General features: G+C 59.6%; 15 protein-coding genes and 1 tRNA gene. 3 read left to right on the top strand and 13 right to left on the bottom strand.

Annotation, left to right across the window (positions count from 1 at the left end):
* Positions 1–14: 14 nt before the first annotated feature.
* Positions 15–101 (bottom strand) — tRNA-Leu (locus BVL55_RS06530).
* Positions 102–256: 155 nt separating this feature from the next.
* Between BVL55_RS06530 and lipB the strand changes: the two genes are divergently transcribed.
* Positions 257–1,030, top strand: a complete 774-nt coding sequence (gene lipB / locus BVL55_RS06525) for a lipoyl(octanoyl) transferase LipB (RefSeq protein ID WP_083649407.1) — start codon at positions 257–259, stop codon at positions 1,028–1,030.
* A 24-nt stretch (positions 1,031–1,054) separates the two neighbouring features.
* On the opposite strand, the gene BVL55_RS16230 is transcribed toward lipB, so the two are convergent.
* The 7 genes from BVL55_RS16230 to crcB form a co-directional block, all read right to left on the bottom strand.
* A complete protein-coding gene (locus BVL55_RS16230; RefSeq protein ID WP_156892451.1) occupies positions 1,055–1,468 on the bottom strand; it encodes a hypothetical protein in 414 nt (137 codons plus the stop codon).
* A complete protein-coding gene (locus BVL55_RS16225; protein WP_083649405.1) occupies positions 1,444–2,076 on the bottom strand; it encodes a hypothetical protein in 633 nt (210 codons plus the stop codon). The genes BVL55_RS16230 and BVL55_RS16225 overlap by 25 nt, the downstream gene beginning before the upstream one ends.
* A gap of 129 nt (positions 2,077–2,205) precedes the next feature.
* Positions 2,206–3,228 (bottom strand): DMT family transporter, encoded by a 1,023-nt coding sequence (locus tag BVL55_RS06515; protein ID WP_083649404.1) that lies wholly within the window; start codon positions 3,226–3,228, stop codon positions 2,206–2,208.
* Between the two features lie 107 nt (positions 3,229–3,335).
* A complete protein-coding gene (locus tag BVL55_RS06510; RefSeq protein WP_075996215.1) occupies positions 3,336–4,115 on the bottom strand; it encodes an ATP12 family chaperone protein in 780 nt (259 codons plus the stop codon).
* Positions 4,108–4,839 carry an HAD-IA family hydrolase gene (locus BVL55_RS06505; protein ID WP_083649636.1) on the bottom strand — a complete coding sequence of 244 codons (732 nt, stop codon included), beginning with the start codon at positions 4,837–4,839 and terminating at the stop codon, positions 4,108–4,110. The genes BVL55_RS06510 and BVL55_RS06505 overlap by 8 nt, the downstream gene beginning before the upstream one ends.
* Before the next feature lie 71 nt (positions 4,840–4,910).
* Entirely contained in the window at positions 4,911–5,861 is a 951-nt protein-coding gene (locus BVL55_RS06500) for an RluA family pseudouridine synthase (protein WP_075997966.1), read from the bottom strand.
* Positions 5,862–5,961: 100 nt separating this feature from the next.
* On the bottom strand, positions 5,962–6,345 hold the full coding sequence (crcB, locus tag BVL55_RS06495; protein WP_075996213.1) for a fluoride efflux transporter CrcB: 384 nt from the start codon (positions 6,343–6,345) through the stop codon (positions 5,962–5,964).
* 199 nt (positions 6,346–6,544) lie between these two features.
* On the opposite strand from crcB, the gene BVL55_RS16720 reads away from it, so the two are divergent.
* Both BVL55_RS16720 and BVL55_RS06485 read left to right on the top strand, forming a co-directional pair.
* Positions 6,545–6,778 carry a hypothetical protein gene (locus BVL55_RS16720; protein ID WP_075996212.1) on the top strand — a complete coding sequence of 78 codons (234 nt, stop codon included), beginning with the start codon at positions 6,545–6,547 and terminating at the stop codon, positions 6,776–6,778.
* Positions 6,702–7,130 (top strand): hypothetical protein, encoded by a 429-nt coding sequence (locus BVL55_RS06485; protein WP_156892449.1) that lies wholly within the window; start codon positions 6,702–6,704, stop codon positions 7,128–7,130. The genes BVL55_RS16720 and BVL55_RS06485 overlap by 77 nt, the downstream gene beginning before the upstream one ends.
* 12 nt (positions 7,131–7,142) lie before the next feature.
* On the opposite strand, the gene BVL55_RS06480 is transcribed toward BVL55_RS06485, so the two are convergent.
* The 5 genes from BVL55_RS06480 to rplQ all read right to left on the bottom strand — a co-directional run bounded on the left by BVL55_RS06480 (position 7,143) and on the right by rplQ (position 12,179).
* A complete protein-coding gene (locus BVL55_RS06480; protein ID WP_075997965.1) occupies positions 7,143–7,685 on the bottom strand; it encodes a flavodoxin domain-containing protein in 543 nt (180 codons plus the stop codon).
* Positions 7,686–7,717: 32 nt separating this feature from the next.
* Positions 7,718–8,005 (bottom strand): C2 domain-containing protein, encoded by a 288-nt coding sequence (locus tag BVL55_RS06475; RefSeq protein ID WP_075996210.1) that lies wholly within the window; start codon positions 8,003–8,005, stop codon positions 7,718–7,720.
* Positions 8,006–8,092: 87 nt separating this feature from the next.
* The gene (locus tag BVL55_RS06470; protein WP_075996209.1) at positions 8,093–9,424 is read right to left on the bottom strand and encodes a replication-associated recombination protein A; all 1,332 of its coding nucleotides are present in this window, start codon (positions 9,422–9,424) and stop codon (positions 8,093–8,095) included.
* 8 nt (positions 9,425–9,432) lie between these two features.
* Positions 9,433–10,968 carry a DegQ family serine endoprotease gene (locus BVL55_RS06465; RefSeq protein ID WP_162841460.1) on the bottom strand — a complete coding sequence of 512 codons (1,536 nt, stop codon included), beginning with the start codon at positions 10,966–10,968 and terminating at the stop codon, positions 9,433–9,435.
* A 770-nt stretch (positions 10,969–11,738) separates the two neighbouring features.
* The gene (gene rplQ, locus BVL55_RS06460) at positions 11,739–12,179 is read right to left on the bottom strand and encodes a 50S ribosomal protein L17 (protein WP_075996208.1); all 441 of its coding nucleotides are present in this window, start codon (positions 12,177–12,179) and stop codon (positions 11,739–11,741) included.
* Between the last annotated feature and the right edge of the window lie 115 nt (positions 12,180–12,294).

Raw genomic sequence — 12,294 nt, 5'->3', positions numbered from 1 at the left:
CCGGAGGCCTTTAATGGTGCGGTCGAGAAGACTCGAACTTCCACCCGTGTTACCGGACAGCGACCTCAACGCTGCGCGTCTACCAATTCCGCCACGACCGCATGAAAATCTGGGCGCCCGGTTTGGACCGGACCTGCCGATGGGGCGTTTAGCAAATGCCCTGATGCGAAACAAGGGTGCAATTGGCAGGCCCGGTGATTTTTTGTAAACAGGCCTGTGCACTCAACCTGCTGCAGAAAAGGCGAAGCCGCCGCTGATGGCTCCAATTTCCACCCCCACCGCTGTCTCTCAAGACGAAAATCCGGGCCCTGCCGGCCGCGCCATTCCGCGTGAGGGGCTGGCGGCGCGGTTTTTGCCGCTGCAAGGCGCGCCACCGGTGCGCTGGCGTGTCCTGGAAGGATTGAGCGCATACGAACAAACCGTGCAGGACATGGAGCAACTGGCGATGACAATCGGCCAGGGAAACGAACAGGAAGCCGTCTGGCTGGTCGAGCATCCCCCGCTCTATACCGCCGGCACCAGCGCCCGTGACGGCGATCTCATCGCCCCGGGGCGCTTTCCCGTGCACGCAACAGGCCGTGGCGGTGAATATACCTATCACGGACCCGGCCAGCGCGTTTGCTATGTGATGCTGGATCTGAAGCGCCGCAAACAGGATGTGCGCGCCTTTGTCGCTGCGCTCGAAGCCTGGATCATTTCGACCCTCGCCGATTTTTCCGTCACCGGCGAACGGCGCGAGGACCGGGTCGGCGTTTGGGTAAGGCGGCCGGACAAGGCACCGCTTCCCGGCGGCATACCGCACGAGGACAAGATCGCGGCAATCGGCATCCGGCTGAAGAAATGGGTCAGCTTTCACGGCGTTTCGCTCAATGTGGAACCGGAACTTTCCCATTTTGACGGCATCGTACCGTGCGGCGTTACCGGCCACGGCGTAACCAGCCTGGCCGATCTGGGCCTGCCCGTCACCATGGAGGATGTGGACGTGGCGCTGAAACGCAATTTTCAAACGGTATTCGGGCCGGTTGAATGACGTCAGGCAAGTTGCTTGTGTTGCTTATGCTGCCACTTCGTCAATCAGGCTTTTTACCGAGGGATCAATGCTGTGGCTTTCGGCTTTCAGGAAGCTCAACAGGGCCTTTTCGTTTTCATTGACCGCCCCATCGCGGCGGATGCGCTCGATCAGCCATTTCGCCTCACCGGCATCGATCCGTTCGTTTGCCTGCGCTGCGGCCTCGAAAGCCCGGTTTTTGCGTGACCAGGCGCGCTCCATCTGGACATGGGCCGAGGTAAAGACATCGTCGAAAAAGCCTTCGGTGAACAGGCCGCCGAGCCCGGTAAAGACCTGTCCCATAAAACCTGCAACATCGGTGTCGTTATCCTCAAGCCATTCCTGGCGGGCAAGCGCCTCGGCCCTTGTGGGGGCAGAGGGAGAGGAAACCGCCATCAGATAGTTTGCCGTGGCACGCACGAACAGGTCCTGCCAGCTCGGGTGATTGCGTGCGCCATCGGTGCGCTCATTGATGTCGAACAGGATTTCAGCTTCCTGACGGGAGATCGAAAGTCCATTGGCGCCCCTGCCGCATACAATACGGCGCGAAGCAGATCGACCTCCGCCTCGCCGATTACGCCCCTGGTCAGTTGCATGCCGCGGGCAATCGGGCCTTCCCCCTCGACCACCGCATAGGCAATCTGGGCCAGCGCGAAACCTGCCAGCGCCGGCGGACACTGGGTGGATTTGGCCAGCACACGAACCAGCAGTTCCAGTTCACTGGCACTGTCGACCACCCCGTCATGGGAAATCCGGTTTGCCAGCCATTGGGCATTGGCGTTTGAAACATAGCCGCGCGGTTCTGCCTGCATTACCGTGTAGTCGGTCAGCGCCTCGACGAAAAACTCGTTCCATTCGTCACACTTGACCGCGATGGCATCGTTAAAGGCAAAAACGGCATCGGCCTCCAACTGGCTGACGATGCCGTCCCGAAACATCTCCCGGCGCAGCCGGCGCACATCACTGGCACTGATTTCACCCGGTTTTTCAAGCAGTTCTGCATATGGGCCGTAATTTTCTGTATGCATGGCAAATTCCCCTGTGCCGAATTCCGGTGTGCCAAATTCCCGTGTTTGTGGCGCTGTGACAGGATATCAGGGCATGGTTTCCCGATTGCCAACAAACACGGTTAATGGGGGGTGAATACGGGGAGACCGCTACCCTTTCAAACGCCGTTCGCGCAGAAAGATGTAAAGGCCGGAGGCGATGATGATGAAGATGCCGAGCCATCGCAGCGGCGTGGGAAATTCGCCGAACACAAAATAGCCGGCAACGGTGATCGTGGCGATCTCAAGATACTGGAACGGCGCCAGGATGGAGGCTTCGGCGCGGGAAAAGGCGATGATGATCAACAGATGGGAGAAGGTGGCGATGATGATGATGGCGATGAGCCATAGAAAAGGTTCAAGGCTTGAAGGGGCTGTCAGCACGAAGTCCGAAATGCCCGCCCATTGGCCGGCAACCAGAAACGCTGAGCAGGTGGCGACCCCGCCAAGACCCGACCAGAATTGCATGGTGTAGGGGTTTTCCTTCTGCCCGACGACCCGCGACAAGATCAGATAGATCGAAAACAGCAGGGCGGTCACCAGCGGCAGAAGCGCGGTTGGCCCGAAGATGGCATAGGTCGGCTGGATGATGAGCAGCGCGCCGCCAAAGCCCACCAGGGCGGCAAGATTGCGCCGCCAGCCCACCTTCTCGCCCAAGAACAGTGCCGAAAGCTGCAGCACGATCAGCGGCTCGACAAAGAAGGTGGCGATCGCCTCTGCCAGCGGCAGGTATTTTATGGCAATGAAGAACACACTGACCGCTCCGCCGATCAGCATTCCACGGACAAAGTTGACCAGATTGTTCGTGCCGCTAACGCCGGACAGCCCCATTCGCAGCACGATGAAGAAGAGCATCAAAATCGCCTGACCTGAAAACCGGGCCCAGGTGATCGTCACCGGACTGATGGCGTGGCGCGTCGATAGATATTTCGAAATAACATCCATCAGCGGCACGATGGTCATGGCAATTACCATCAAAATGATCGCGCTTGTCACCGTTGCGCGATTGTCAGCTTGAGGGCCGGACTCCGGCAGCGTGGGGCCGGCGGCAAGGGTGCCGGTCAAAGGTCTTGCCGGGCCGCGGGAGGGCATGCCGTTCGGTGGTTTCTTGGGGGAAAACTGCTTGCCGGTCATTGGCCAAGCGTTACCCGGATTGCTTCAGCTTGGAAAGCAAAATGCTGACAGACACTGTCAGCACAATCCGCATGGACGACGGGCGATTTGCAGCTGAAGTCGACCGGTCAGGAAAGGGCCGCCAACAGGTCGGCTGCCGCCTTCATTTCAGCGAAACGTTGTTTGCGGCGTGTGGCCGCCTCATGGTCTTCGCCCCACTGGGCGATGTTGTGGTCCTCATCGACATGGGCAGCCTTCCAGGCAGCATCGAGGCTGATTTCCCCCTCCGCCAGCGCATAGGCGGTCAGGGCCGAGCCGGTCAGCGAGGTCATGGTGTGCACACAGGCAAGGGCGACCGGCTCGTCATAGGGCTTTAGATGCGCGGAAAACAGCGCCAGCGCCTCCCGGCTCTGGTCGATGTGCATGACGCCCTCCACACATTCAAACCGTGCCCCGGTGCGGGTACCAACCCAGTCCAGGATCGGGTCCCAGTGCTGTTTCTGGCTTTCGACCAGCGCTTCGGGATAGGAAGCGCGGTAAAAAAGCAAATCGCTGGCGGCAAAGCGGACGATGTCCTCCAGCACCGGCTGTGTATCGCCTGCAATGCCGTCCAGCGCCGTATTGACCAGCCGGGTAACCGGCATTGCCGCAGGGTCAATATGCTCGCCCTGGGCCTCCCATTCGCCAGCAACGAGCCTGGCGGCCGCTTCGCCCGGCAGCGACAGGGTGGCCTTGGCAGGCGTTCGCACGGATTTGCCATCGAGCAATACCGCATAGGCATCGTGCTGCGGTGCGATGGAAACGGTTTTGTAGAAACGTTTTGGCAGGACGGGGCGCATGTTTTCCTGGGCAGCGGCTTCAGGCGTTCGCTCGCCCCCGTTTCCCCCACCCGTCAGGATGTCACGCATACTGGAAGTTCCGCATGCCCTGAAAAAGGTCTGCAGGCTCGGCGGGTTCGCCCAGCGTTTCCCCATCAAGCCAGTCATCAACCATCGTCTGCAATGCCTGGCTGGAATGGGCAACCGCGCTGGCGCCGGCCGTCAGCATGCGCTCGGCCGGATGGTAGCCCCAGCCGACCCCCAGTCCCGTAGCCCTTGCTGCGGCGGCCATTTCCATGTCGAAACTGGTATCGCCGATCATCAGGGTGTTGGAAGGAGAAATGTTGGTTTCATCGCAACATTCCAGAACCATTGCCGGATGGGGTTTCGAGGGGCAGTCGTCGGCACAGCGGGCGACCGAGAAACGGCCCGAAAAATGCGGCGTCTGCAGCATTGTGTGAACGCCGCGGCGCGATTTTCCCGTCGCAAGGCCGAGCAGTACATCGTCGCGCCGCGCCAGCCGGTCGAGCAGCGATGCAATGCCGGCGAACGGAAGGGATTGCATTTCGGGCTGCCGTGAAAGCTGCAGATAAATATCCTTGTAGTCGGATACCATGGCGAGAATTTCATCATCCACCTCGCGCTGGAGCAGTCTGGCAATGGCTGTATCCAAGGTAAGGCCGATCAGGGTGCGGGTCGCCTCGCCGGAAGGTTCGTCATAGCCCCAGCGCTGTAGTGTAAGGCGCATGGATGCGTGGATGACAGCCTTGCTGTCAATCAGTGTCCCGTCCACATCGAATAAGATCAGCCGCATGATTCGCTTTGTATAGCTGCTTCGCGAATCAGCGGTCAATGCATGGCGAATCGGTTTTGCAAAAAAATGTTTCAAACAGAGTCAAGTTCTGAATCCGGATCGAAGCCGAGCAGATTCCATGTCTGCACCATGTGCGGCGGCAGCGGGGCTGTTACATCCAGCATGCCGCCGTCGGGATGGGCGATGCGGATACGGCGGGCATGCAGGTGAAGCTTTTTTTGGATGCCGCCCGGCAACTGCCAGTTTTCAATGTCGAAATATTTCGGATCGCCAAGGATGGGATGGCCGAGGGACTGGCAATGAACCCGCAGTTGATGGGTTCGCCCTGTAACCGGTTTTAGTTCCAGCCAGCACAGCGCTGAGCCTGACGCCTCCACCACCTGGTATTCGGAAACGGCGTGATCTGCGTCAGGCGTACCATGGCGCACCACGCGCATGATGTCGTCGCCCTCTTCATTGCGGACTTTCGCCAGCCAGTTGGAAATGCGCCCCTGGCGCGGCTTCGGCACGCCCCTGACCACGGCCCAGTAGGTTTTTTCGGTATTGCGGCCTCGAAACTCCCTGGTCAGCGCGGCAGCAGCGCCCCGGGTCTTCGCCACCACCAGAACCCCCGACGTGTCGCGGTCAAGGCGGTGAACCAAGCGCGGCTTTTCGCCCTTCTTGTTGCGCATCGCCTCAAGCATGCGGTCGACATGGCGGTTAAGTCCCGAGCCACCCTGCACGGCCAGCCCGGCGGGCTTGTTGAAGACAACGACCTTGCCGTCCTCATGGAGCGTCATTGCCTCAAGTACTTCCAGATCGTGTTTGTCACGGATCGTGTTGGCGGTGAGCGGGCCGGTGCGCACCCCGCTTTGAAGGCCGGTTACCTGCGGCGGCAGGCGAACCGCCTGTCCCGGCTTTAACCGGGTGTCGGCCTTTACCCGGCCGCCATCGACGCGGATCTGGCCCGAGCGCAGCAGTTTCTGCAACTGGCCAAAGCCAAGGCCGGGAAAATGCAGCTTGAACCAGCGGTCGAGCCGCATGTTCTGCTCGTCTTCGACAACGGTTTTCTGGCTTACGATCGGGGTCAATGCGGAACCTTTTTCAACGACACTTTTTTTTATGACAATGGCCTGCCGGGTTTCATGCAAGGGCGGCACGCGCCAGCCACAGGCCGGCAAAGATGGCGGCCAGAGAGAGTACAACGCTTGCTGCAGCATAGCCGAAGGCGATTGCCAGCCTGCCATCTTCCCAAAGCGCGGCAAAATCAAGCGAAAAGGCGGAAAAGGTCGTAAATCCGCCCAGCAGGCCGGTTGCCAGGAACAGCCGTAGTTCCGCGCTTGTCCCGCCGGTGCGCCGCGCCAGCCAGCCGATCAGCAACCCCATGGCAAGCGATCCTGCCACGTTAACGAACAGCGTGCCGAAGGGAAAGGCCGGCCCGAAGGTGCGCAGGAAAAACAGGCCGGAAAGATGACGCAGCGACGCGCCAACAGCACCGCCAAGGGCAACAAGCAGAAGATGGATCATGCGACCAGTGAATAGCCTTTTCGCGGCTCAAAACAAATGCAAAAACACCTGTTGCTTGTAAAGCCGTACCCAATCTCATGCATTTTTTCATGAACGAGACAACCACGAAGCCTCACAAACACAGCCAAAATGGCAAGCTATCAGAGTTTGCCGGTGACATTGGCCTGCGTGGGTTGCCTTTGGTCTACTGGCTGGCGGAATGGCTGGCTTCCTCTTTACCAAGCTTGCAGAGCAAATGAGAAGCAGCGGCAGCCTGGGCGAGCAGATTTTCGCCATGATCGCTTCTCCGTACTTCACCCTGTTTACCGGATTGATACTGGTTACATCCACCATCGTGGCATGGCATTCGCACAGCCATGCTCAACGCCCGGATGAAGCGCGGCGAGCTCTGCAACAACGCATTGATGCCCTGCGCGACCGCGACCCGGCCTAAGGAAGAAAACCCTTGTGGAGCCGGCAAAACTGGAATCGCTGCTGAAAGAACCCCAAGGCTTCTTGTCTGGCTTGGCAGCCAACACTATTTCAATAATCCGATATTTTATCTGGAAAGCCTTGATCGCACGAATTTTCTGACTATTCGCGATGATTTCGAAATCATCAACGATTTCCTCAAGGCACGTGCTCCCACTGCGCCAAGAGCGTTCTTCAAAGATGGCATCTGGCTTGGTGGCGCCACCGTGTGGGGAACGGGCGCGGTGTTGCCGAAGATCGGTCTTGCAGCAGACCTTGCCGAAGACCCGGTGACCGGCGTTCAAACGATTCCATCCAACCAGGACACGCTCTAGCCAAAAACCCTGCTACGTCACCACATCCACTTCCAGCACGAAGTTGGAGACAAATTCCTTCAACTGGTCCCAGTCGGTCAGTTCGTGATCCTTGGATGTGTCGACCGGGCCGCCTTCCATGGCCGAGATGCGGCGCATCATCCAGCGCTTGAAGAAATCGTATTCAATATATTTCAGCGCACCGGCAACGTTGTGCACCCGGTTGGCGCGCCAGCCGGTTTGTTCAAACAGCACTTCAGGAAATGATTCGGCTTCCTTGCGTTCCACCCTGATTTTGCTGGCAATTCCCAGCGAGGACGTGATCAGCGCCGTGGGAATGTCGGACAACTGGGATTTCCAGCTCTGAATGAAAGCGACAAAGGCCTGGGGATACTGGCCGACGTGAATGGGCGCTGCCAGAATGGCAGCATCCATGTCCGCAACCCCTGTCGGGCCAGGCTGGCTGACGTCGACAAGGACCGCTTCATGGCCGGCCTCTTCAAGCTGGGCTGCGACCCTACCTGCAATCTTGCGGGTGTGGTCTTCCACCGTTGCAAAGAAAACAGCAATTTTCATGGAAGTTCCTTTCGTGCGGCGCTGCGGCTTGTTCAACAGGTCTGCACTTGACAGGGCTTGGCGGTAAACTCGCCCTCCTCACCGATGCGGCTGGCGTCGAACTGCCGTCCATCGACGCATTGCAACCGCGCTTCATAGGTTTTCTGCGCGCCCAGTTGGCCTTCCTTGATGTGAAGGTAATAGGCGACCTCGCATTCGTGGTTCTTTTCCATCTCGAAGTTGAGCGTTTCGATCCAGGCCGGATTTTCGGACTGCGCGGCAGCGGCAAGCGGCATGGCGCAGAACAGAAGAGCGGCAGCAAGGTGCTTTGATTGGTTCATGAATTTGCCTCTTGAACTCAGGGTCGGTCATGATCCCGTAACGTGATTTGGCGGCGGTTTCCTTGACCGGTGTCAAAGCCGCCGGGCTCAATCAGCTTTTTTTGCACGCTCGCGCCGCAGTTTTTCCCAGTATTCCAGCCGCTTCCTGATTTCGCGCTCAAAGCCGCGTTCGGGCGGGTCGTAGAACGTGCGCCTGCCCATCGTTTCAGGGAAATAGTCCTGGCCGGAAAAGGCATCGGGCTGGTCGTGGTCGTAACGATAGCCCTCGCCATACCCCTCCCCCTTCATCAGCTTGGTGGGTGCGTTGAGGATGTGTTTGGGCGGTGGCAGCGAGCCGTGTTCCCTGGCCGCTGCCATGGCGCCCTTGAAGGCGGTATAGACGGCATTGGATTTGGGCGCGGTGGCAAGATAGACACAGGCCTGAGCCAGCGCCAGTTCGCCTTCGGGCGATCCGAGAAAATCGTATGTATCCTTTGCGGCATTGCAGACAACCAGCGCCTGCGGATCGGCATTGCCAATGTCTTCTGAAGCCATGCGCACCAGCCGGCGGCCGATAAAGCGGGGATCTTCACCTGCATCGAACATGCGGCAAAGATAGTATAGCGCCGCATCGGGATCAGAGCCGCGCACCGATTTGTGCAGGGCTGAAATGAGATTGTAATGGCCGTCGGCGCCCTTGTTGTAGATTGGCGAGCGCCGCTGCAGGATCTGCTGCAAGGCGGCTGCGCTCAGGGTCTCCTCCGGCTTGGCGACGCGCCAGACTTCTTCAGCCAGCGACAGAACCGCCCTGCCGTCGCCGTCGGCCATGCGAATGAGCGAAGCGCGCGCTTCCTCATCAAGCGGCAGTTTTCGCTCCTCCAGGGCTTCGGCCCGTTCCAGCAGTTTTCCAAGCGCATCGCCATCCAGGGGCTTGAAGGTCAGCACGCTGGCGCGCGACAAAAGCGCAGCATTGAGTTCAAAGCTCGGATTTTCCGTCGTTGCGCCAACGAGCACGATGGTGCCGTCTTCCATCACCGGCAGAAAGGAATCCTGCTGTGCCTTGTTGAAGCGGTGGATCTCGTCAACGAACAGCACGGTGGTTTTGCCGTTGGCGCGCCTGAGCCTGGCTGCCTCGAAGGCCTTCTTCAAATCGGCAACGCCGGAGAAGATTGCCGACAACTGCTCGAAAGCAAGGCCGCTCTCGCCGGCGATCAGCCTTGCCGCTGTCGTTTTGCCCGTACCGGGCGGGCCCCAGAAGATAAGGCTGCCAAGGGATTTGGAGCGAAGCATGCGGGTCAGCGACCCGTCCGGTCCGGTCAGATGCTCCTGGCCGGCAATTTCGCCGAGGCTTTGCGGCCGCATGCGATCTGCGAGCGGGCGATAGCCTTCGGGCGCTGCTCGCTCCCCATCATCATCATCAGCTTTGAACAGATCGGCCATGCAAAATTTCAGAGCCGGTATTGGCGGAAGAAACGGCCATTGCGCTCGAAGGCCAGCTGGCGGCCATTGCGCTCCAATACGACCTGCCAGCCGCGGCGTGACTGGCGGGCGGTGATGCGCTCGACCTCCCGCACGGTATCCACCTCAACGCCATTGATGGCCAGAATGATGTCTCCCTTGCGCACGCCATTTGCAGCCGCACGGGTGCCACGCTGAACGTTCAGGACAACCACCCCGGTGTCGCGCGAGGAAATGCCCACATCCTGCGCCACTGCCGGCGAGAGATTGGCAATGGTGGCACCACCCAAAACCGTTTCGGGGGCCATCACGGTTTCACGGCGCGGCACGGTTTCAGGTGCTTCCTGCAGCCGCAGGGTCACCACCTTGCGCTCATCGCCGGAAAGGACCACCAGTTCGGCATCCCCGCCAATGCCGATGGTGTCCAGGCGATAGGCGAGCGCGTCGTTGTTCTGCAAGACCTTGCGGTTGATGCCGATGATCACATCGCCTGGCTCCAGCCCTGCCCGGTCCGCCGGGCCACCGGGATAGACGGAGGCCACCAGCACTCCGCCCGGCCGCTTCATGCCCAGGGATTCGGCGATCTCGGCCGTTACTTCCTGGGTGTCGACCCCAAGCCATGGACGGGTAACGCTGTCATCGCCCGATTCAACGGAGCGCATTACCACCCGCGCCATGTTGGAGGGAATGGCAAAACCGATGCCGTGGGAACCGCCCGAGCGCGAATAAATGGCCGTGTTGATGCCGATCAGTTCGCCGCGCATGTTGACCAGCGCACCGCCGGAATTGCCGGGATTGATGGCGGCATCGGTCTGGATGAAGAAGTCGAAATCGGTGATCCCCACGCGCGAACGGGCAACGGCGGAAACGATGCCGCTGGTGACCGTCTGGCCAACGCCGAATGGATTGCCGATGGCAAGCACGAGATCGCCGACAGCCACTTCGTCGGAATCGGCGATTTCGATGGGCTCAAACCGGCCACCCTCGGTAATCCTGAGCACGGCAAGATCGGACTTTTCGTCCTTCAGCATGATCTCCGCCTCGTATTCCGAGCCGTCATTGAGCACGACCTTGACTTCGTCGGCATCGGTTATGACGTGGTTGTTGGTCAGCACGAAACCGTCTTCGGAAATGATCACGCCGGAGCCGAGGGAGTTCTGCATCTTGCGGCGCTGGCGCGGTGCGCCGAACGGACTGTTGCGGCCAAAGAACCGCTCAAAGAAGGGATCGCCTTCAAACGGGGAACGGCGCGCCTGCACCAGTTTTGCGGTAAAGACGTTGACCACGGACGGCGCCGCCTCACGCACCAGCGGTGCAAAAGTCAGATCGATTTGCGCCCTGGAGGCGGGGACCTGCTCCGCCCGGCTCTTGCCATCGCCACCTTTGGTGGTGCCGCCGAGCAGGTCGTCAAGCGTCTTCTTGAAGACATCTTCAAGGGCATTCTGGGCGCGCGCAGGCGGGGTTGCCAGGGGCATGACGAAAACAAGGCCGATCAGGGCCAGGACGGCAATTGGCCAGCGTTTCATGGAGAAATCCTTCTGCGGAAAGCGGGAATCCTGCCATGAAAATAGGGACGCAAACATGGCAAGTAAACCGCGCGCAGGCAGCCATACCGTCAAAAAGCCAACGGAGCAGAGGCCCCGATGGCTGGCGCGGGCTGAATTGCAGCTTAGAGCGTGTCCGGTTTAAATGGAAGCAGTTTGCATGGATGGATTTTTCGTTTCCGGCAAGGAGAATACCGCAGCGCGGTGCCTTGCCACCTCGCGAGGATTTCGACGAAGACAGAACGCAAACGACACCACAGCCGGGCACTTAACATCATGAATGTATCGGGTTTTCTGCAATCGTTTGAACCTGGTTCCCTGCCCTTCGGGCAGCGCCGGAGAATACTGACAGTGCCTGCACTGCGTCGCATTTTCCTCCTTGCCGAAGACCAAACTCCCGGCGCTCAAACGATTCCATTTAAGCCGGACACGCTCTAGCGCTCGTGATGCAATCGCGCGCTGTCACCTGGTGAAACCGTCAGCGGTTGCGGCCGGCCATATAGCCAAGGCCGAACCCGATCGCCAAAATCACCAACAGGAAAAAGAGCATGCCGAAGCCCATACCGAACATCATGCCGTCGCCGTAACCCTGCATCATCGTTCAAACCCTCCTTGGTGATGAGGGCCAAGCATGCAGCTTACAGCTACGGGAAGGTCAAGAAGTTTCGTTCCGGCCGGCGCGGGAGCAGCCACAAAAAAGCCGGGCTCTGGCAAGCCCGGCCTTGTTTGCAATGCTGTCGATCCGCCGGTGATCAGGCTTCCGCGCCCTCGGCGGTTTCCATCTCGGTTTCCATTGCCTCAAGACGGGCACGGTCCTTTGCACCCTTGGCATCGGGATCGCGGTCGACCAGCTCGATGACCGCCATCGGCGCATTGTCACCGTAGCGGAAACCGGCCTTCAGCACGCGGCTGTATCCGCCATTGCGTTCAGCATAGCGCGGACCCAGTACGTCAAACAGCTTCCTGACCTGTTCCACATCGCGAACCTTGGCAATGGCCTGGCGGCGGGCATGCAGATCGCCGCGTTTTCCCAGCGTGATCAGCTTGTCGATGATCGAGCGCATTTCCTTGGCTTTCGGCAGCGTGGTGACGATCTGCTCGTGCTCGATCAGGGATGCGGCCATATTGGCGAACATCGCCTTGCGGTGGCTCGCCGTCCGATTGAGTTTGCGATGGGCTTTTCCGTGTCTCATTTGCCTTCTCCTTCAGCGGAATGTGCTGCGCCTAGGACTTGAGATCGCAGCAACTGTGATTTTCGCTCACGGCGAGGAAGCTACGCTTCCTGCCTGCGCGGGGGCGGCCCACCGG

The sequence above is a fragment of the Salaquimonas pukyongi genome (assembly GCF_001953055.1).
Lineage (GTDB): Bacteria > Pseudomonadota > Alphaproteobacteria > Rhizobiales > Rhizobiaceae > Salaquimonas > Salaquimonas pukyongi.
Note: the sequence above shows the minus strand (reverse complement) of the source record. Positions and strands in the feature narration are given on the sequence as shown.